General features: G+C 69.0%; 18 protein-coding genes. 4 read left to right on the forward strand and 14 right to left on the reverse strand.

The genetic code is table 11. The features are described from left to right. Nucleotides 1-2 precede the first annotated feature (2 nt). A complete protein-coding gene (rpsP, locus tag ACHFGS_RS06860; protein WP_394279544.1) occupies nucleotides 3-428 on the reverse strand; it encodes a 30S ribosomal protein S16 in 426 nt (141 codons plus the stop codon). Nucleotides 429-612: 184 nt separating this feature from the next. Between rpsP and ACHFGS_RS06865 the strand changes: the two genes are divergently transcribed. Then, the gene (locus ACHFGS_RS06865; RefSeq protein WP_394279543.1) at nucleotides 613-1,773 is read left to right on the forward strand and encodes a glutamate--cysteine ligase; all 1,161 of its coding nucleotides are present in this window, start codon (nucleotides 613-615) and stop codon (nucleotides 1,771-1,773) included. 3 nt (nucleotides 1,774-1,776) lie between these two features. Here ACHFGS_RS06865 and ACHFGS_RS06870 read toward each other — a convergent pair whose 3' ends face one another. From ACHFGS_RS06870 to smc, 7 genes are all read right to left on the reverse strand, one after another. Then, nucleotides 1,777-3,459 (reverse strand): glycosyltransferase, encoded by a 1,683-nt coding sequence (locus ACHFGS_RS06870; protein ID WP_394279542.1) that lies wholly within the window; start codon nucleotides 3,457-3,459, stop codon nucleotides 1,777-1,779. After that, entirely contained in the window at nucleotides 3,456-4,610 is a 1,155-nt protein-coding gene (locus tag ACHFGS_RS06875) for a hypothetical protein (protein WP_394279541.1), read from the reverse strand. Before ACHFGS_RS06875 ends, ACHFGS_RS06870 begins: the two co-directional genes overlap by 4 nt. A gap of 138 nt (nucleotides 4,611-4,748) precedes the next feature. Further along, nucleotides 4,749-6,296, reverse strand: a complete 1,548-nt coding sequence (gene ffh, locus ACHFGS_RS06880; protein WP_394289299.1) for a signal recognition particle protein — start codon at nucleotides 6,294-6,296, stop codon at nucleotides 4,749-4,751. Between the two features lie 13 nt (nucleotides 6,297-6,309). Next, complete coding sequence (locus tag ACHFGS_RS06885) at nucleotides 6,310-6,858, reverse strand: TetR/AcrR family transcriptional regulator (protein WP_394279539.1); 549 nt, start codon at nucleotides 6,856-6,858, stop codon at nucleotides 6,310-6,312. A gap of 100 nt (nucleotides 6,859-6,958) precedes the next feature. Further along, nucleotides 6,959-7,459, reverse strand: coding sequence for a DUF2004 domain-containing protein (locus ACHFGS_RS06890; protein ID WP_394279538.1), 501 nt, complete (start codon nucleotides 7,457-7,459; stop codon nucleotides 6,959-6,961). 46 nt (nucleotides 7,460-7,505) lie between these two features. Next, nucleotides 7,506-8,378: a signal recognition particle-docking protein FtsY gene (gene ftsY / locus ACHFGS_RS06895; RefSeq protein WP_394279537.1), complete on the reverse strand. Its 873-nt coding sequence runs from the start codon at nucleotides 8,376-8,378 to the stop codon at nucleotides 7,506-7,508. A gap of 56 nt (nucleotides 8,379-8,434) precedes the next feature. Next, the gene (smc, locus tag ACHFGS_RS06900) at nucleotides 8,435-11,935 is read right to left on the reverse strand and encodes a chromosome segregation protein SMC (RefSeq protein WP_394289300.1); all 3,501 of its coding nucleotides are present in this window, start codon (nucleotides 11,933-11,935) and stop codon (nucleotides 8,435-8,437) included. 441 nt (nucleotides 11,936-12,376) lie between these two features. On the opposite strand from smc, the gene ACHFGS_RS06905 reads away from it, so the two are divergent. Together ACHFGS_RS06905 and ACHFGS_RS06910 are read left to right on the forward strand one after the other, a co-directional pair. After that, nucleotides 12,377-12,634: a hypothetical protein gene (locus tag ACHFGS_RS06905; protein ID WP_394279160.1), complete on the forward strand. Its 258-nt coding sequence runs from the start codon at nucleotides 12,377-12,379 to the stop codon at nucleotides 12,632-12,634. A gap of 59 nt (nucleotides 12,635-12,693) precedes the next feature. Further along, nucleotides 12,694-13,776 carry a GNAT family N-acetyltransferase gene (locus ACHFGS_RS06910; protein WP_394279159.1) on the forward strand — a complete coding sequence of 361 codons (1,083 nt, stop codon included), beginning with the start codon at nucleotides 12,694-12,696 and terminating at the stop codon, nucleotides 13,774-13,776. Between the two features lie 40 nt (nucleotides 13,777-13,816). Here the strand turns inward: ACHFGS_RS06910 and mutM are convergent, their stop codons facing one another. The 6 genes from mutM to ACHFGS_RS06940 all read right to left on the reverse strand — a co-directional run bounded on the left by mutM (nucleotide 13,817) and on the right by ACHFGS_RS06940 (nucleotide 18,950). Next, a complete protein-coding gene (gene mutM / locus ACHFGS_RS06915; RefSeq protein WP_394279158.1) occupies nucleotides 13,817-14,710 on the reverse strand; it encodes a bifunctional DNA-formamidopyrimidine glycosylase/DNA-(apurinic or apyrimidinic site) lyase in 894 nt (297 codons plus the stop codon). A 9-nt stretch (nucleotides 14,711-14,719) separates the two neighbouring features. Beyond that, complete coding sequence (gene rnc, locus ACHFGS_RS06920; protein ID WP_394279157.1) at nucleotides 14,720-15,406, reverse strand: ribonuclease III; 687 nt, start codon at nucleotides 15,404-15,406, stop codon at nucleotides 14,720-14,722. A 10-nt stretch (nucleotides 15,407-15,416) separates the two neighbouring features. Beyond that, nucleotides 15,417-15,626 (reverse strand): 50S ribosomal protein L32, encoded by a 210-nt coding sequence (gene rpmF / locus ACHFGS_RS06925; protein WP_018188062.1) that lies wholly within the window; start codon nucleotides 15,624-15,626, stop codon nucleotides 15,417-15,419. A gap of 2 nt (nucleotides 15,627-15,628) precedes the next feature. Next, nucleotides 15,629-16,186 (reverse strand): YceD family protein, encoded by a 558-nt coding sequence (locus ACHFGS_RS06930; protein ID WP_394279162.1) that lies wholly within the window; start codon nucleotides 16,184-16,186, stop codon nucleotides 15,629-15,631. Nucleotides 16,187-16,259: 73 nt separating this feature from the next. Further along, nucleotides 16,260-16,757: a pantetheine-phosphate adenylyltransferase gene (gene coaD / locus ACHFGS_RS06935; RefSeq protein WP_394279156.1), complete on the reverse strand. Its 498-nt coding sequence runs from the start codon at nucleotides 16,755-16,757 to the stop codon at nucleotides 16,260-16,262. A 39-nt stretch (nucleotides 16,758-16,796) separates the two neighbouring features. Next, complete coding sequence (locus ACHFGS_RS06940) at nucleotides 16,797-18,950, reverse strand: ATP-dependent DNA helicase RecG (RefSeq protein WP_394289301.1); 2,154 nt, start codon at nucleotides 18,948-18,950, stop codon at nucleotides 16,797-16,799. Between the two features lie 50 nt (nucleotides 18,951-19,000). Between ACHFGS_RS06940 and rsmD the strand changes: the two genes are divergently transcribed. Then, on the forward strand, nucleotides 19,001-19,558 hold the full coding sequence (gene rsmD / locus ACHFGS_RS06945) for a 16S rRNA (guanine(966)-N(2))-methyltransferase RsmD (protein WP_394278244.1): 558 nt from the start codon (nucleotides 19,001-19,003) through the stop codon (nucleotides 19,556-19,558). The last annotated feature ends 1 nt before the right edge of the window (nucleotide 19,559 follow it).

The raw sequence follows: 19,559 nt of genomic DNA on the forward strand, positions 1-19,559 counted from the left end.
GATTACTCGGAGTCGGTCGACTCGGCCGCGGCGTCAGCCTCGACCTCGGCCGCAGCGGCGGGCTCTTCAGCCTTCTTCTCCGCCTTGGGCTTGATGACGGACTTCTTGGCGGAGTCCGCGACGAACTCCTCCTTGGCGGCCGCGGTCTTGACCGTGGAAACGGCGTTCGCGTCGCCCTTGAACTTGCCCCAGTCGCCGGTCAGCTTGAGGATCGCCGCGACCTGCTCGGTCGGCTGCGCGCCGACGGACAGCCAGTACTGCGCCCGCTCGGAGTCGACCTCGATGAACGAGGGCTCCTCGGTGGGGTGGTACTTGCCGATCTCCTCGATGACACGACCATCGCGCTTGGTACGCGAGTCGGCGACGACGATGCGGTAGTAGGGCGCGCGGATCTTGCCGAGGCGCTTGAGACGGATCTTGACAGCCACAATTCTCCCGAGTGGTGTTGTGAGGTGATGAACGACGCCTGGGCTGTGGGGTGCACACCCGGCGGAAGCTCTGCGGTGGGCCTTCTCGCCGGTTAGAGGGTCGAGCGAGCGGTCCAGCGACCTATTTTGCCAGATCATGACGGATGCCGCGAACCAGCGCACCGCGTCGTGTCAGACTGTGCCCATGACGGTGCCGTTCGCGACATCCGCCCGCTCCTCCGTGGGCGTGGAGTGGGAGATCATGCTGGCCGACGGGCAGTCGGGCGACCTCGTGCCGCGCGCCCCGGATGTGCTGGCCACACTCGAGGAGAAATCGGCGCTGGAGCGCCACACGATCACCGGCGAGCTGCTGACCAACACGATCGAGGTCACAAGCGGGATCGGCGACACCGTCGCGGCAGTGGTCGATGACATCGCCGACGCGATCGCCGACGTGCGGCAGGTGACCGACCCGCTCGGCGTCGAGCTGCTGTGCGCGGGCAGCCATCCGTTCGCGCAGTGGTACGACCAGCAGGTCACCGACAAGACGCGGTACCACAAGCTCATCGAACGCACCCAGTGGTGGGGACGCAACATGATGATCTGGGGCATCCACGTGCACGTCGGGGTGGACGACGTCGACAAGGTGTTCCCGATCATCGGGGCACTGTCGGGCTACCTGCCGCACTTGCAGGCGCTGTCGGCCTCCAGCCCGTTCTGGGCGGGCGAGCGCACCGGCTACGCCTCGAACCGTGCCCTCGTGTTCCAGCAGCTGCCGACGGCGGGACTGCCGTGGCCGCTCGACGACTGGTCGCAGTACGAGGGATACCTCACCGACATGCAGCGCACGGGCGTGATGGAGGATGCCACCGAGGTGCGGTGGGACATCCGCCCCGCGCCGCGCTGGGGAACGATCGAGGTCCGCGCGTGTGACGGCATGTCGACCCTGCCCGAGCTCGCCGCGGTCGCATCGACGGTGCAGGTGCTCGTGGAGCACTTCTCCCGCGAGCTCGACGAGGGACGTGAGTTGCCGAGGCTCCAGCCGTGGTTCGTGCGCGAGAACAAGTGGCGCGCCGCGCGCTACGGCACCGATGCGCGCATCATCGTCGATCGCGACGGCACGCAGCGCCCCGTGGACGAACATCTGCGCGAGACGATCGAGGCGCTGCTGCCGGTCGCCGAAGAGCTGCACTGCGCGCGGGAGTTCGCCGGTGTCGGCCGCATCCTCGACGAGGGACCCAGCTCGAGCAGGCAGCTGCTGGTCGCCGACGCCGCCGACGGTGATCTTCACGCTGTCGTGCAGCACCTCATCCGCGAGTTCCGCGCCGGACCCACCCTGCGCGACCACCTCGCGGAGTACGCCTGAGCGCTACGGCGCGCTACCGGTCCGGGCGATCCCCTCGGCATCCGCTTCGGGGACCCATTCCGATAATCCGTGCTCGGTCTTCTGCCAGTAGTGCGGCTTCGTGATGAGTTGCCACAGCGCCTTGTAGGACGCAATGGAGTGCAACAACCAGTAGATGGGGTTCAGCAGCGCCCACGCGACGAGCCGGAACGCCCCGCGCTTGTACGGTCCCATCATGTTCAGGTAGACCATCAGCGCGTTGCCGGCGACGAAGTTGAGAAGACAGAGCCACAGCACCAGCGGCGGAAATACCGCGCTCAACTCGGCGAGCGGAACCAGGAACGACGCGATGAGGATCACCGTGAACGGGATGACACCGAGGAAGGTGATGGGCGTTCCACCGATGAGCAGGGCGAACGCCCCGAATCGACGCCACCCGATGTTGCGCAGCAGGCGCACGGGGCGGCGGGCATGCACGAGGGCGGTCTGCATATACCCCTTGATCCAGCGGCTGCGCTGACCGATGAAGATGCCGATCCGGGAGGTCGCCTCCTCCATCGTGGTGGAGTCGACGACGCCGACGCGGTATCCCAGGGCACTCGCGCGGATCCCGAGGTCGGCGTCCTCGGTCACGTTGTAGGGGTCCCAGCCGCCGAGCTCCCGCAGCGCCGCGGTGCGGAAGTGGTTGGACGTGCCGCCGAGCGGGATCGGGAGGTCGCGCACGTCGAGCCCGGGCAGCATGTAGTCGAACCAGTAGCTGTACTCGAGGGCGAACATGCGGGTGAGCACGTTCTCCCGCGCGTTGAAGTAATTGAGCGCCGCCTGCATGACGACGGTCTCGGGGGTGCTTCGGCGGAAGGCGACCACGGTCTTCTTGAGCTGGTCCGGCTCCGGCGCGTCCTCCGCGTCGTAGATGACCAGGAACTCCCCGCGAGCCACTAGCAGCCCGACGTTGCAGGCGCGCGGCTTGGTCTGCGGGGTCCCCTTCGGAATCGTGACGACGACGAAGTTGTCGGGCGGGTTCGACAGGGCGATCGCATCCCGGGTCTCGTCGTCCTCCTCCTCGACCAGGATGAGAACCTCGAGGCGCTCGGCGGGGTAGTCCAAGCGGCCGAGGTTCTCCACGAGCCTGCCCACGATGCGCGCCTCGCGGAACACGGGCACCAGCACGGTGTAGATCGGGAGCTCGTCGTCCTCCAGCGCCCTCAGATCGTCGGCGGCGATGCGCTCGGCGAGATCGAAGCGCGAGCCGAACATCGCGATGCTGAATTTGAAGACGGTCGAGGCGAGGAAGACGATGCTCGAGGCGGCTATTGCGGTGATCAGCGTCTGTAAAGGCCAGAGGATCCCCGCGGCGACGAGAAGGATCAGGACGACGGCCGAAAACACCTGCTGCGTGCGGGAGAGGACCGTCTTGGCCGACAGCTGCTGGTCGCGCTGCGCCAGTCCCTCCGACGCCTCGAAGGCGAAGTCCGCCCCGAACTGCGCCATGACAGCGCCGACGATCCGCGACTGCAGCATCGGCTCGACCTTTATCGGCGAGCCGATCAGCCTCTCGACCCGAGCCCGTTGGGAGCGCGCGAGCGGTTGCGCCGCCCCGACGACCACCACGTCGCCCTCGCGACGCAGGGGCAGCCAACCATGCCGGACGTATTCATGACGGTGCTCGCACTCGAGCAGTGCGGAGGCGACATCCGGTCCGGTCACAGCGCGCCTCCCGTGAGAGTGGACATCCAGGTCAGGATGGTAGGGCGTCCGAACGCGCTCACCCAGCCGATGCACAGGAGCAGGAGAGCCGTCCCCCCGAGGATCCAATCGTGCGGGCGCGTGCGCGGCCGTTGCATGAGGGCGATGCCGAACAACAGCGACATGACGAAACTGTTGCCCACGGTACCCGTGGGCGCGTAGCCGACGAGGTAGGCGAGCGTGGTGCTGACGGTCAAGAGCACCCCGACGAGCCCGAGCCACAGGTATCCCAGCACGCCCAAGGTGACGGCGATCACGATCGTGGGCGAGTAGTAGAGCGCCCCGGCCGGGGTGGACAGAGCGCCGACCAGCCTGTCGGCGTGCGACTGATTCCAGACAGGCGCACCCCCGAGCATGGCGAAGGGCCCCACCCGGAAGGCGACTCCCAGCACCGCGAACGCCGCGTAGAACGCGACGGTGGGATAGGCGATCACGAGCGCATTGGCGAGACGGGCACGCTGCCGGGACTGCTCCAGGACCATGCCGGCCGCCGCGACGACGAGCACCGCGAACGCCGCGGTCGGGTCCGAGAACGCAGCCAGTGCCAGCAGCAAGCCCGCACGGAATCCCGCTTGCGTGTTGGCGAACGTGTTGAAGCGCACGAGCGCGATCATCGCGAATCCGAAGAACGTCAGGCTCAGCACGGCCTGGAAGTTCGTCGTGACGATGTAGAAGAACATCGGCGTCAGGCTGAGCGTCACCACCAGCGCCACCGCGAGCGGGCGAGGAACCGCCTTGCGCTCCAGCGACTGGACGATCAGCTGCACGAGGAATGCCCCGACGACACAGCCTGCGATCGACAGTCCGAACGCACCGCCGGGGATGACGGATGCGAGGATGCCGGTGACCAGCGGATGGAGCGCCTCGATGGGCTCGATGCCCGCCCCGAGGCGGATGCCGGCGATGCGCGCTGCCAGCTCCGCGTTGGCCGTCCCGGTCTGCTGCCCGTCGGAGGCGATCTCGAACCACACCGCGACAGCGGCGAAGATGAGGAAGAATCCGAATCGGAGCAACCATCGCTCCCACCGGCGAGCGGGGAATTTCGGCAACACGCCCGACGCGCTCTCGATGTAGAGCGGCGTATCACGGTCGAAGAGTGTCGTCTGTGTCACCGCGATATACCCGCGCCCTCTCCCGTGGGCGCCGACACGGGCCCGACAACGTTTCAATCAGACTAGTGGATGCGCGCGCCGGCCCGACGTGCGCCCGGGGCGGGCGCTTCCACTGCGCTGCCTTCGGGGCGACAGGCGTCAGGCCTTGCCGAACAGCTTCTGGATCTCAGCGAGGTCGGACTCGGACGGCTGCGGTGCGCCGCCTCCCAGACCGAAGCCCGAACCGGTCTGCGCGGCCGCGGCGATGCCGGCGTTCTCTGCCGCGCGCTTGGCCGGGTTGCCCGACCGCGAGCCGCCGCCCTTCTTCTGCTTGTTGCCGCGCTTGGCCGAGGCGCCGGGCTTGCCGCCGAGCGATCCCACGCCGGGGATCGAGGGCACGCCACCGCGCGCAACGGTCTTCATCATCTTCGCCGCCTGATCGAACCGCTGCACGAGCTGGTTGACGTCGGTGACGGTCATGCCGGAACCACGCGCGATGCGCAGCCGGCGCGAGCCGTTGAGGATCTTCGGGTTGCGGCGCTCGACCGGGGTCATGGACCGGATGATCGCCTCGGTGCGGTCGATCTCGCGCTCGTCGAAGTTCTCGATCTGCTGCTTCATCTGACCCATGCCCGGCAGCATCCCGAGCATCTTCTTCATCGAGCCCATCTTGCGGACCTGCTGCAGCTGCTCGAGGAAATCCTCCAGCGTGAACTGGTCCTTCGCGAACTTCTCCGCGACCTTCTTCGCCTCTTCCTCGTCGAAGGCCTGCTGAGCCTGCTCGATGAGGGTGAGGATGTCGCCGAGGTCGAGGATACGGCTCGCCATGCGGTCGGGGTGGAACGCCTCGAGGTCGTCCAGGCCTTCACCGGTCGACGCGAAGATGATGGGCCGGCCCGTCACTGAGGCCACCGACAGCGCGGCACCACCGCGGGCGTCGCCGTCGAGCTTGGAGAGGACGACACCCGTGAAGTCGACACCCTCCTGGAAGGCCTTCGCGGTGGCAACGGCGTCCTGACCGATCATCGAATCGATGACGAACAGGACCTCGTCGGGCTGCGTGGCCTTGCGGATGTCGGAGGCCTGCTTCATCAGCTCGGCGTCGACACCGAGGCGGCCGGCCGTGTCGATGATGACGATGTCGTGCTGTTGACGTCGGGCGTGCTCGACGCCTGTGCGCGCCACGGCGACCGGGTCGCCCACGCCGTTGCCCGGTTCGGGGGCGAAGATCGCCGCGCCAGCGCGCTCGGCCACGACCTGAAGCTGGTTCACGGCGTTCGGGCGCTGGAGGTCACAGGCGACCAGGAGGGGCGTGTGTCCGTCCTTCTCCAGCTGCTTCGCGAGCTTTCCGGCGAAGGTCGTCTTGCCCGAGCCCTGGAGGCCGGCGAGCATGATGACCGTCGGCGGCTGCTTTGCGAACTCCAGACGGCGCTGCTGCCCGCCGAGGATCGCGATGAGCTCTTCGTTGACGATCTGCACGACCTGCTGAGCAGGGTTCAGGGCCCGGTTGACCTCGTCGCCGAGCGCGCGCTCGCGCACCCTGCCGGTGAACTCCTTGACCACCTGAAGCGCGACGTCCGCGTCGAGGAGTGCGCGACGGATCTCCCGGACGGTGCCGTCGATGTCCGCCGGGGAGAGCTTGCCCTTGGTGCGGAGGGAACGGAAGGTCTCTGTGAGCCGATCGGAGAGCGTGCCGAAAGTTGCCATGATGCGGGCAAGTTTACGCGAGCGTGACGGCTGCGATGTCGAGCGCACGGGCCAGCGGGATGCTGAGGGGTCGCCGCCCCGCACCGTCCCGCGCCCAGGAGCGGATCGCGGCGAGCACCGCGCCCCCGTGCGCCGCGCCCGCGATCTCCGCAGCGAGCGGTTCGGTTCCCTCGGAGACGAGCTTGTGCGCGACGGCCGCGGCGATCCGCATCTGGCGACGCGCGGCATCCCGTTCCAGCTCTTCTCGGGCCCCCATCGCGTCAGCGTGGGCGAGTCCGAGCGCGAGGGCGTCGGGCGCGAACCCCTCGCCCAGCGCTTCGAGGGTCGCGCGGACGGACCGATCCCGCAGCGTCGCCTCGACGACGGCGATCCTCGCGTCGAGCGATGACCAGAGGATCGCTGCCTTCGAATCGAAGTAGTTGAAGAAGCTCGACCGGCTGACGCCTGCCCGTGCGGCGATGTCGGCGATGACGGTGTCGGTGTATCCGCGCTCGAGGAAGAGTTCGCACGCGGCCTCCGAGATCGTCTCCGGTGTGGTCGCCCGGGGCCGTCCGCTCGCCATGGTCCGAGCCTATCGGCGCGCGACCTCGCGACCCTCCAGCAAGCTCTCGAGTGGGCGAACGCGCACGAGATCGCAGGGAGCGCCGACGGGCGCCGGCGAGTCAGTCGGCGCTCGTCACCGACTGCACGGAACCATCGACGGTGAGGTTCACGAGGAGGACATCGTCGGTCGAGTCAGGGTCGAGCGCATACTCGAGCACGGCGAACGGATCGGCTCCGTCGTGCTCGTCCGCGAGGATCGTCATGCTCATCAGCTGCAGGGAGCGGATGACGTCCATGTGAACGTCGCCGGAGATGTCCACGAGCAGGTCTTCGAGGTCCTCGCCGAGCATCTCCTGCTGCTGGAGGATGTACTCGATGACCTCGCTCGTGCGGTCGTCGAGCTCCGAGACCATGGCATTGCGCGCCCGGAGGTCGATCGCCTCGAGCCCCGCGATCATCGCCGCCGCGACGTCGAGCGCCGCCACCGAGACGTCGTCCTGATCGGGCGCCGTCAGGTCGACCGTCACCCGCTGGTCTCCGAAGTCCACCGACTCCGACCAGAAGATCGATCCGTCGGGACCGGACTCCAAGAGCCCGAAGTAGTCGTGCTCGATCGCCATGTCCCCATGAAACCAGCCCGAGCGCGTCCGCGCGAGCGGCGCTCCGCTAATCGACGAGGGCGGAGGCGAACACGTGGGGGGTGAAACCGGTCAGGTCGCCGATGCCCTCGCCCTGACCGAGCAGCTTGACCGGGATGCCGGTGCGTTCCTGCACGGCGAGGACGAATCCCCCGCGCGCCGAGCCATCGAGCTTGGTGAGGACCAACCCGGTGACGCCGGCGTGTTCGAGGAATGCTTCCGCCTGCATGACGCCGTTCTGCCCCGTGGTCGCGTCCAGGACGAGCAGCACCTCGCTGATCGGCGCCTGCTTCTCGATGACCCGACGGATCTTCGTGAGCTCGTCCATGAGACCGCCCTTGGTGTGCAGGCGACCCGCGGTGTCGATCAGCACGATCTCGGTCCCCGTCCGGATGGCGTGGTCGATCGTCTGGTAGGCAACCGACGCCGGGTCCTGGCCCTCGTGCTGCGGTCGGACGATGGATGCGCCGCCCCGCTCCGCCCAGGTTGCGAGCTGGTCGACGGCGGCGGCGCGGAAAGTGTCGGCCGCCCCGACGACGACCGAGCGCTGGAAGCGCTTCAGATAGGCGGCGAACTTCCCGATCGTCGTGGTCTTCCCGACGCCGTTGACGCCGACGACGAGGACGACGGCGGGGCGTTCGCTGAGACGGAGCGTCGTATCGAACTTGGCGAAGTGCTCCTCCAGCGTCTCGCGGAGCATGCGCTGCAGGTCCTTCGGATCCGTCGTCCGGTACCGCTCGACCTTCTCGCGGAGCTCCTCGATGATCCGCTCGGCGATATCGGGCCCGAAGTCCGCCGTGATCAGCGCGGTCTCGAGGTCCTCCCATGTGGTCTCATCGATCGTCGGTTTCACGAACATGCCGCGCAGCGCGCGGCCGAGGGACCAAGAACTCTCCGCCATGTCTCCCAGGCTAGTTGACCCACCGCGCGGAGCCGGGCGGCCTCGCGGGCGTCGGATCACGCGGTGGCGCGCTCGCGGACGCGCTGGCCCACGACCGCGGAGACACCGTCCTGCCGCATCGAGACGCCGTACAGTGCGTCGGCGATCTCCATCGTCCGCTTCTGGTGGGTGATCACGATCAGCTGGCTGGACTCGCGCAACTGTTCGAACACCCCGAGCAGACGACCGAGGTTGGCGTCGTCGAGTGCCGCTTCGACCTCGTCGAGGATGTAGAACGGACTCGGCCTCGCCTTGAAGATCGCCGTCAGGAGCGCGACTGCGGCGAGCGACCGCTCCCCACCGGACAGCAGCGACAGTCTTTCGATCTTCTTCCCGACGGGGCGCACCGAGACCTCGATGCCGGTCGTGAGGGGGTTGTCGGGGTCCGTCAGAGAGATGCTGCCCGTGCCACCGGGAAAGAGGATCGGGAACACCTCGCCGAAAGCCACCCGGGTGTCTTCGAAAGCCGCGATGAAGATGGTCTGCATGCGCTCGTCGAGCTCTTCGATGATGGTGAGCAGATCCTTACGGGTCTGCACGAGGTCATCGAGCTGCTCGGTGAGGAAGGCGTGCCGCTGTTCGAGGGCGGCGAACTCCTCCAGGGCGAGCGGATTGACCCGGCCGAGCTGACCGAGTTTGCGCTCCGCCTCCTGGAGCCGGCGACGCTGGTCGGCGCGGTCGAAGGGAGTCCCCTCCGCATCTCCGTCACCGGGGACGGCGATGTCGGGGCCGTACTCCGCGAGGAGAATGTCTTCGGAAAGCGCGAGCTCCGAGCCGACTCTCTCGAGCAGGCTGTTCACGTGGAGACGCTTCTCGTGGATCTGCAGCTCGAGCCCGTGCACCGACTCCGTGAGACGCCCGAGACGGCCTCGGATCTCGGCGTCCTTCGCCCGCAGCGACGTGAGCTCGGCGGTCACTGCCGTGCGGGTCTGCTCCGCGCGTTCGAGTTCCACGCGTGCCTGCGCGACCGATCGGTCGACGGAGTCGAGCACCGGCGGCAGCTGCGCCGCGACCTCCGCGGCGATCGCTCGCTGCTCGCGGCGGATGACCGTCCGCCGCGCGGCCTCCTCGGCGGCCGCGCGCTCCCGCTCCCGCTGCCGTTCGAGCTGCACGACGCGCGTTTCGGCGGCCCGTACCCGCTCCTTGAGGGTCTCAACCCCCAGGCGGCTCTCCATCTCCGCCGAGCGTGCGGCCTCCAGCGCATCGAGGAGACCGTCACGTGCGGACGCGTCGAGGATCGGGCGAGGCAGGTCCTGCACCTGGGCGAGCGCATCGGCTGCGGTGGTCGCCGCCGCCTCCGCGTCCGCGACCGCGGCGGCCGCCTGACGGACGCCGCCCTCGAGGCGCTCGCACTCGGCGGTCGCGGCCTCTAACGTGACCGTCGCCCGGTTGAGCTGCTCTGCATGCGCTGCCAGCGCGGAATCGTGCTCACGGAGCGCCTGCAGCGCCGATGTGGTCTGCGCGCGGGCACTGTCCCACGCGGCTTGCGCGTCCTGGAGCCCGCCGCGGAGTGAATCCGCCAGGACGGTGATCTCGCTCAAGCGCTCCGCTGCGGCATCCCGTTCGGCGGACAGTTCCAGCCGGGAACGCGACTGACCCGAACCCGCCCGGATCGTGCTCGCGGTCACGACCTCCCCGGTGCGGGTGACCACCGACAGCGTCACCCCGTCCGCGGCTGCGGCGGAGGCGGCCGCGTGGGCTGCGTCGAGATCCTCGGCGATGCCGACCTGAGAGAGGACAGCCAGCACGCCCGGGGGTGCCGTGACGACCTCGACGGCCGGGGTGAGGCCCGTCATCGGGGGCGGTGCGATCTTCGGCCCGTGGGAGAGGGCGATGTCCAGCACGCCGAGATCGTCCGCGCGCGCCGCATCGATCGCGCGGCGTGCGGCGTCGAGGTCATCGACCAGGACGCCTTCGGCAAGGGCGCCGAGGGCGGCCGCGACAGCGGCCTCATAACCGGCGGTCACCTTCACCGCATCGCCGACGAGGCCACGGACGCCGTCTTCGCCCCGGGCGATCACGGTGGCGGCTGCGTTGCGGATGTCCAGCGCACGCCCCAGCGCTGCCGTCTCAGCCAGAAGCGATTCGCGCTCGCGCTCCGCTGCGTGCAGGCGATCGCGGATTCCGGAGAGCTCCGTCTCAGCCTCGGTCGCCTGGCGCTGAGAACGCTCGTAGGCAGCGGCGTGCTCCGCACTGCTGTCCGCCGGGGCCTCCCCCTCGGGCTCGATGGCAGCCAGCGCCGCAGCGGACTCATCGCGCCTCTCACGCGCGGCGTCCAGGGCACGTTGCTGACGGTCCACGACGGCGCGGAGGGCGTCGAGGCGCGACGTCGCGGCATCCGCCTTGCCCCGAAGGGAGGCCAGTCGCATGTCGTGTTCGGACACGAGCGCGCTCTGGGCGGCGATGTCGGCGTCCAGAGCATCGAGTTCGGCCCGCGCGCGGATCACCTCCCGCGCCGCAGCCGCAGCCGCGTCCTGGGCGTCACCGAGCCCTGCGGCGATCTCATCGATCTCGGCCCGCGCCTCGTCGATGGTGGCCTGCGTCACGGTCGCCGTCTCCTGGGCGGGCTGCGCCTCCTCCTCGAGGAGGGTGAGCCGCTGACCGGCGAGCGAATAGAGACCGCGGAGTCGTTCCTGGACCTGACCCAGCTCGAAGGTCACCGCACGGGCGCGGTCAACGGCTTCGGACCGCTGATCGGCCTCGAGCGCGGAGATGCGCTCGGCGATCTGATCGGCCTGATCCTGCAGCACGAGGCGCTCGGCGTGGCGTTCCTGCTCGCCCTGCACGTGCTCGGAGAGCTCACGGCGCAGGGTTGCCAGCTCGTCGGCGTACAGCCGGGCCTTCGCGTCGCGCACGACGGCGGCGATGGTGGCTGCCTCCCGCGCGATCTCGGCCTGCTTTCCGAGCGGCTTCAGCTGGCGACGGAGCTCACCGGCGAGGTCGCTCAGCCGCGTGAGGTTCGCCTCCATCGCGGCGAGCTTCCGGAGCGTCTTCTCCTTGCGCCGCCGATGCTTCAGGATCCCTGCGGCTTCCTCGATGAAGCCGCGGCGGTCCTCGGGGCTCGCCTGGAGGACGGTGTCCAGGCGACCCTGACCCACGATGACGTGCATCTCACGGCCGAGGCCCGAGTCACTCAGCAGCTCCTGCACATCCAGCAGGCGGCAGCTCTCGCCGTTGATGGCGTACTCGCTGGAGCCGTTGCGGAACAGCGTCCGGCTGATCGTGACCTCGCTGTATTCGATCGGGAGCGCTCCGTCGCTGTTGTCGATCGTCAGCTGCACCTCGGCTCGCCCGAGCGGGCCGCGTGTGGCGGTGCCGGCGAAGATGACGTCTTCCATCTTGCCGCCGCGGAGGGTCTTGGCCCCCTGCTCCCCCATGACCCACGCGAGCGCGTCGACGACGTTCGACTTTCCCGAACCGTTCGGTCCGACGATGCACGTGACACCCGGCTCGAGGACGAAGGTCGTCGGCTGCGCGAACGACTTGAAGCCCTTGAGCGTCAGGCTCTTCAGGTGCATACAGGTCCGCCTCCGGCTCGGGTCTCGGTCCACGGTAGCGGACGGATTCCGCGCGAGACTTGACGGCGCGCGGAAGGCAGGTCTAGTCTCAGTGCTCGCGTCAGAAGTCTGAGAAAGGAGGTTCCCGACATGATGACCGACATCACCACCACCGACCGGGCGTTCACCGCTCTGCGTCCTGGAGCGGGAACCGTCTCCTTCGGCGCCATGGCGAACACCCGCGCGTAACGCGCCGCTGTTCCGACGATTCACCTGAGCGCCTTCGCTCAGGTGACGCCACGCCCCGAGTCGCTTCCCGCGACTCGACCGGCGATCCGAGTCGCCCACCTCTCGTGGGCGACTCGGATCCCCCGTCGCCTGACCGCCACCTCCCTCGTGCTGCGGCACGATCCTCGCCGCACCCTCGCGGCATCCATCACCCCATCCGAATCGAGCACACTCATGTCAACGATCCACGCGCCGCAGCGCATCTCGGCGGTCCCCGCCGCGCTGCAGCATCCCGATCTGGCAGACCGCACCGTCCGCCCGAACCTCGTCGACCGCATCGCGATCAAGGTCGCCGTCCGACTGCTCCTGTGGAGCACCCGGCCCGGCCCCAGCCGCGACGCCCTCCGTGCACGGCGTCGAGCGGATGCCACGCGTTCGCGACGCGAACGCGTCGCGGCCCGCGCATTCCACACCTGCGCACCCCTCCGGTGACCCCCTCCCGGGGCCACGGCTCCCCCGCCGTGGCCCCGGCACACGAAAGCAGCACTCTCATGCACACCCCCATCGACTTCACGGTCCACCCGTTGGTCATCCCCGCACGCCTCGAAGACGAGGACGCGTCGGACTTCATCCAGCTCACCGAGGTCCGCAACCGGATCTACCGCGAGATCGCCGGCAACGACGACGAGACGCTGACGCCGGCGCAGCTCCTGCCGCACTACGCACCGAACCCCGACGAGATTCGCGTCGTCCACGTGGTGCGCGTCGGCGGTGAGATCGTCGGTCGCGTCGGCGTCGACGTGCCGCTCGAACCCGGTTCGAAAGTCGCCTACTGGCTCGTCGAGCTCCTCGAAGCCGTGCAGGGTCGCGGTCTCGGTCGCGCCCTCTACCCACTGGTCGAGGAGACGGCGCGCGCCCACGGGCGCACCGTCCTCGAGTCGTGGGCCGAGCACCCCGAGGCGTCGGGGCCGACACTGCCTTCGCCGACCGGGTTCGGCGAGATCCCCCGCGATCGAGCGGCGCGGTTCTACCTCGACCTCGGGTACACGCTCGAGCAGGTCGAGCGGAAGAGCACTCTCGAGATCGAGGCCGCGCTCCCGCACGTCGCCACACTCCTCGACGCTGCGCGGACGCGCTCGACCGGCTACCGCGTCGAGCAGTGGACACTGCCGACGCCACCGGAGCACGCCGCCGGCTACGCGTGGGCGAAATCGCGGATGTCGACCGACGTGCCGACGGCAGCGCTCGACATCGACGAGGAGACGTGGGACGTGGAGCGACTTGCACGCCACGACGCGCGCTTCACCGACGCCGGCCAGACGGTGCTGGTGACGGTCGCGATCCACGAGGAGAGCGGTGACGTCGTGGCCTTCAACGAACTCGTGAGCGGAGTGGACGAATCGGCGACGACGCACCAGATGGACACGCTCGTCCTGAAGGAGCACCGGGGACACAAGCTCGGCCAGCTCGTGAAGTGCGCCGGGATCCTCCGGTGGCACGAGATCGCTCCGCACTCCGGGCGCATCCTGACGTTCAACGCCGAGGAGAACCGCCCCATGCTGGACATCAACGAGGAGATCGGCTTCGTTCCACGCGCCTACATCGGCGCGTGGAAGAAGACGCTCGCCAGCTGAACGTCTGCGTGACCGCGGCTCCGGGAATCCGGCGCCGCGGTCACCGGCGTCGCTGGCACCTGGGGCAGTAGTGGCTCGAGCGGTTGGTGAAGCTCACCCTGACGATCGGCGTCCCGCACCGCGGGCACGGCTGGCCGGTGCGACCATAGGCGTTCAGGGAGTGGGCGAAATAGCCGGCCTGCCCGTTGACATTGACGTACTGCGCATCGAAGCTCGTCCCGCCTTCGATCAACGCTTTCTGGAGGACGGCGCGCACCTCGGCCAGCAGCCGGTTGGCCGTGCGCGTGGCGAGGTCGCGAGCCGGCGTCTCGGGGTGCACGCGTGCCGCCCAGAGCGATTCGTCTGCGTAGATGTTGCCGATGCCGCTGACGACGGTCTGATCGAGGAGCACCCGCTTGATCGCGGAGCGCGAGCGGCCGAGGGCAGCTCGGAACGCGCGCTCGGAGAAGGCCGGATCGAGTGCGTCGCGCGCGATATGCGCGACCTGCGAGGGCACGACGGCCTCGGGTGCGCCGAATCCCCCGGCCGCGCCATCGGGCGTCGGCAGGAGATCGTCGATCGCGAGCGAACCGAAGGTGCGTTGATCGGCGAACACGACCGCGAGTTCGCCGTGGAGCGGATGGGCGATGTCGAGCCGGACGCGTTCATGACGGTCTGCGGGCGCGCCTGACTCCCGCAACAGCATCTGACCGCTCATGCCGAGATGGCCGACGAGTGCGCGCGTTCGCCGATCGAGCGGCAGCCACAGGAACTTCCCCCGGCGCACCGCAGCGGCGACCTCTGCTCCGGTGAGCTCAGCCTCGAAGGATGCGGATGTGCCCGGATGCCGCGTCAGCGCGCGCTCGTCATGGACGGAGACCGCGACGATGCGCGCACCGACCACAGCGGGGGCGAGGCCCGCACGCACGACCTCGACTTCGGGGAGTTCAGGCACGGGAGTGCATCACGCGGACAGCTCGCGCCAGAGCGCGAGCGCGCCCGCCATCTCGGCCTGCTTCTTGCTGGATCCGGTGCCGCGCGCGGACGCGCCGCCGACACTGACCGTCGCGGTGAACAGACGATGGTGGTCGGGGCCGGCAGCCTCGACGGAGTAGACCGGGGCGGGCAGATCCTGACGAGCCGCGAGTTCCTGAAGGCTCGTCTTGGGATCCATCGCCGCGCCGTACCGCTCCGGGTCGGCGAGCAGCGGGGCGACCAGCCGCAGGACGAGGTCGGTTGCGGCATCGGCTCCCGCGGACAAGTAGGTCGCGCCGATGAGCGCCTCCGTGGTGTCCGCGAGGATCGAGTCCTTGTCGCGTCCCCCGGTCTGGTCCTCGCCGCGACCGAGCCGGAGGTGAGCGCCGAGGTCGATGCCGCGGGCCACCTGCGCCAGCGCGACGGTCGACACGACACTCGCACGGCGTTTCGCGAGCGATCCCTCATCGAGCTCGGGATGCCGGCGGTACAGGTGCACGGTCACCGCCTGCCCCAGGATCGAATCGCCGAGGAACTCGAGGCGCTCGTTGTGTGCGATCCCGCCATTCTCATAGGCGAACGACCGATGGGTCAGGGCAAGCGACAGAAGCTCGGGGTCGATGTCGACCCCGAGCTTGTCGGAGAGTGCGGAAGAGTCCGCAGCGGCGTCTGTCACGACGCGCCGATCAGATGTCGGCGACCTTGCGGCCCTTGTACTCGAGGAACAGCTCCGTGCCCTGCGAGTCGGTGACGACCTTCGCCTGGTGGGGACGGCTGTAGACGACCTTGCCGTTCTCGATGGTCTTGACGAGCGTGGGGGCCTCGGCCTTCCACTGCGCGCGACGCGAACGGGTGTTGGAGCGGGAGACCTTCCGCTTCGGGGGGTTACCTGCCATGGTCAGCTCTTCTCTGTGTCGTCGGCGGCGGGGCGTGCTGCCTCGTCGTCGTGGTCTGGGGTGTGGGCCGTCAAGGCGGCCAGCGCATTCCAGCGCGGGTCGATCTGCGTCTCCGGCACGGCGCTTTCGGTCAGCTTCTCACCCGTGTTCGGGTCGAGCCCGGGGCAATCCGGCTGACACACCGGCTGGAACGGAAGTGACAGGACGATCGCATCCCTCACCAGAGTTTCAAGATCCACGTGGTCGTCTTGAACCTGGAAGTCAGTCGCTTCGTCATCAGAATACCCGAAGAGCTCCTGAATCTCGACTTCGAGCGGGCGTGTCAGGTCGGTGAGGCACCGGCTGCACTGTCCCTCATAGCTCGTGTCGACGTCGGCGGAGACCAGGATGCCTTCGTGGACCGACTCCAGTCGGACGGCGACATCGACGCTTTCGCCGGCGGGAACGAAGGCCATGCCCTCGCCCCATTTCTCCGGCGCCGGGACGGACAGATCGAACTCGCGCATCTCGCCCGGCTTGCGGATGAGGTCGCGGACGGGAAGGACGAACGGACCGCTCACATGCTTTCTCACCACGAGGGTCAATCGTACGCGGCCTGGCGGCACTCGGCGCCCCTCCGTGCGCCGACACGTGTCAGAGTCCGCGCGCGCCGGTGTCGAGGAAGCGGGCGACCGCGGGCGGCACGTACGGGGAGACGTCCCCTCCGAGCGACGCGACCTGACGCACGAGCGAGCTGGAGACCAACGCGTGAGCCGGGTCGGGCAGGAGGAAGACCGTCTCGACGTGAGCGAGGTGGCGGTTGACGATCGCCATCGGCGTCTCGTATGCGACGTCCACCTGCGACCGGATGCCCTTGACGAGCACGCCCGCGCCCACGTCGGTCGCGTAGTCGACGAGCAATCCGACGCTCCAGGCGGCGACGACCACATCGCCGTCGATGTCACTCTCCTGGATCGACTGCTCGAGGAGGCTGAGCCGCTGAGCGATCGGAAGCATGGCTTCCTTGCCGGGGTTGTGCACGACGAGAACATGCAGACGGTCGTACAGACCCGCGGCCCGGCGGATGACATCAAGGTGGCCGAGGGTCGGCGGGTCGAACGAACCCGGAACCACGGCGATCCGATTGCTCATGCCCCGAGCCTAACCAAGATCCGGAGGGCGCCGATCACGTCAGTTCTTGGCCAGCGCCGCCCGCTCGGCACCGCTCACCCGTGCCTCGATCGCCGCGGCGAGGCCGGGGTGCGCGGCCAGGGTCGGATCGGCGGCGAGGACCACCTCCGCCTCTGCCCGGGCAGTCGCGATCAGCTCCGCATCGGCCACCACGCGCAGCAGCCGGAGGGAGGACCGCACACCGGACTGTGCGTCACCGAGCACGTCGCCCTCACCGCGCAGATCGAGGTCGATCTCGGCGAGCTCGAAGCCGTCTATGGTCGCGGCGACGGCCTCCACGCGTGCGCGTGCGGGAGATCCGGCATCCGCCTCGGTGACGAGGAGGCAGAGGCCGGGAACGCCGCCTCGTCCCACCCGCCCGCGGAGCTGATGCAGCTGCGAGACGCCGAAGCGGTCGGACTCGAGGATCACCATCGTCGACGCGTTCGGCACGTCGACGCCGACTTCGACGACGGTGGTGGCGACGAGGACGTCGATCTCACCTCGCGAGAACGCCTGCATCACGGCATCCTTCTGCTCACCGGGCATCTTGCCGTGCAGGATCTCGATCCGGATGCCGCGGAAGGACGGATGCCCGGCGAGCAGCTCCGCCGCCTGCAGGACGCCCCACCGGGTCTTGGTCGGCTCCTCGGCGCCCTCCTCGGCCGCGACGCCCTCGGTGGAGTCCGTCGCCGCGTCGATCGCGGGGCAGACGACGAACGCCTGCCGCCCCTGCGCGACCTCCTCCGCGACGCGCTCCCACACCCGGGCGAACCAGGCGGGCTTCTCTCCCACCGGTGCGACGAAGCTCGAGATGCCCGCGCGGCCCGACGGCAGCGTCCGGATGGTCGACACATCGAGGTCGCCGAAGACGGTCATGGCGACCGTCCGCGGGATCGGTGTCGCCGTGAGCACGAGGACGTGCGGTGAACTCCCCTTCGCGCGGAGGGTCTCTCGCTGCTCGACGCCGAAGCGGTGCTGCTCGTCCACGACGACGAGTCCGAGATCGGCGAAGGTGGTCGACTCGCTGAGGAGCGCATGGGTGCCCACGACGATGAGGGCTTGTCCGGCAGCGGCACGGAGCGCCGCCTTGCGCCGCTCCGCCGCGGGGAGCTGACCGGTCAGCAGGGTCGGCATGACCTCCGGCGCGAGTCGGGGGCCCAGCATCCGAGCGATGGACCGGACGTGCTGGGCCGCGAGCACCTCGGTCGGCGCGATCAACGCGGATTGACCGCCGGACGCCGCCACCTGGAGCATCGCGCGGAGCGCCACGAGGGTCTTCCCCGAACCGACCTCGCCCTGGACCAGGCGGTTCATCGGCCATGCGCCGACGAGGTCGGCGCTGATCCGCTCCCCCACGGACACCTGGTCGGCGGTCCGCTCGAATGGGAGTCCCGCGTCGAATTCTTCCAGCAGGCGGCCCGCCGGCCGCGGCGTCGCCGACATCATCCGCACGAACTGCCGCTGCTGCAGGAGGGCGGCCTGGAGGACGAATGCCTCGTGCATGCGGAGCGTGTGGCGCGCGGGTTCGACTTCTTCGATGTAGCCCGGCGCGTGGATCTGCTGCAGCGCGGTGCGCGCGTCGAGCAGTCCGTGCCGGCGTCGGAACTCCTCGGGCAGAGGTTCCGGCACGGCGCCGAGGCCCTGCAGCACCTTGTCGATCGTCTTCTTCACCATCCAGCTCGGCAGTGTGCTGGTGGCGGGATAGATCGGGATCGGCATGTTCTGCCAGGCGAGCGCGTTCATGCGCGCCGCTGCCTCGTCGTCGAACAGGTCGTAGTCGGGGTGGGTCAGCTGCTTCTGGCCCCGGTACTCCCCGACCTTCCCGGAGAAGATCCCCTGGCGGCCGGCCTTCAGCTCGTTCATGCGCCACGCCTGGCCGAAGAAGGTGAGCGACATCGTGCCGGCGCCGTCGGAGATGACGATCTCGAGCAGGTCGCCACGCCGGCCCCGCATCTGGCGGGTCGACGCCGAGCGCACCTCCGCCACGATCGTCACGACCTCGCCCAGCGGCAACTGGTCGATCGGCGTGAGCTCGCCCCGCTTCGCATAGCGCCGCGGATAGTGTCCGAGCAGGTCTCCGACCGTCACCGTCCCGAAGGCGCGGGCGAACTGCTTCGCGACCTTGTCCCCGACCACCTCGATGAGGGGCGTGTCGAGGGAATGGCCGGGCATACCTCGAGTCTACGAGCGGGATCCGACGCCGGTCGGGCTATCGTGGCGGAGTGACGAGGATCATCGCAGGGCGGGCAGGCTCCCTCACCCTGACCGTTCCCGGCGCGGGGACGAGACCCACCAGCGAGCGGGTGCGCGAGTCGCTGTTCGGTGCGCTGGAGTCGGTGGGCGTGATCCCGGATGCCGCGGTGCTCGACCTCTACGCCGGCAGCGGCGCCCTGGGGCTCGAGGCACTCAGCCGTGGCGCCCGCTCCGCCGATCTCGTAGAGCGCGCTCCGAAGGCCGCGGCGATCGCCGACCGGAACGCGAAGTCGGTCGCGCGGACCATCCCCGAGGTCCGCATCAGTGTCCACCGTGCGGCGGCTGACACCTACCTCCGGAGCACGACCCAGATGTGGGACCTGGTCTTCGTCGACCCGCCGTACGACATGACCGACGCCGAGCTCTCCGCGACGCTCGAACTGCTCGTCCCCCGACTCGAGCCCGATGCGCTCATCATCCTGGAGCGTTCGCGTCGCTCCGGCGAACCCGATCTCCCCGCTGCCCTGACGGTCGAGCGATCCAAGGCCTACGGCGACACCGCCCTCTGGTGGGTCGGCCGCGCCTGAT

Source organism: Microbacterium sp., assembly GCF_043427715.1.
GTDB lineage: Bacteria > Actinomycetota > Actinomycetes > Actinomycetales > Microbacteriaceae > Microbacterium.

Coding starts and splice junctions, on each gene's coding strand:
- ACHFGS_RS06865 (WP_394279543.1), top strand. CDS start 613: ATGACGGTGCCGTTCGCGACATCCGCCCGCTCCTCCGTGGGCGTGGAG.
- ffh (WP_394289299.1), bottom strand. CDS start 6,296: ATGGCAACTTTCGGCACGCTCTCCGATCGGCTCACAGAGACCTTCCGT.
- ACHFGS_RS06885 (WP_394279539.1), bottom strand. CDS start 6,858: ATGGCGAGCGGACGGCCCCGGGCGACCACACCGGAGACGATCTCGGAG.
- ACHFGS_RS06890 (WP_394279538.1), bottom strand. CDS start 7,459: ATGGCGATCGAGCACGACTACTTCGGGCTCTTGGAGTCCGGTCCCGAC.
- ftsY (WP_394279537.1), bottom strand. CDS start 8,378: ATGGCGGAGAGTTCTTGGTCCCTCGGCCGCGCGCTGCGCGGCATGTTC.
- smc (WP_394289300.1), bottom strand. CDS start 11,935: ATGCACCTGAAGAGCCTGACGCTCAAGGGCTTCAAGTCGTTCGCGCAG.
- ACHFGS_RS06905 (WP_394279160.1), top strand. CDS start 12,377: ATGTCAACGATCCACGCGCCGCAGCGCATCTCGGCGGTCCCCGCCGCG.
- ACHFGS_RS06910 (WP_394279159.1), top strand. CDS start 12,694: ATGCACACCCCCATCGACTTCACGGTCCACCCGTTGGTCATCCCCGCA.
- rpmF (WP_018188062.1), bottom strand. CDS start 15,626: ATGGCAGGTAACCCCCCGAAGCGGAAGGTCTCCCGCTCCAACACCCGT.
- coaD (WP_394279156.1), bottom strand. CDS start 16,757: ATGAGCAATCGGATCGCCGTGGTTCCGGGTTCGTTCGACCCGCCGACC.
- ACHFGS_RS06940 (WP_394289301.1), bottom strand. CDS start 18,950: ATGCCCGGCCATTCCCTCGACACGCCCCTCATCGAGGTGGTCGGGGAC.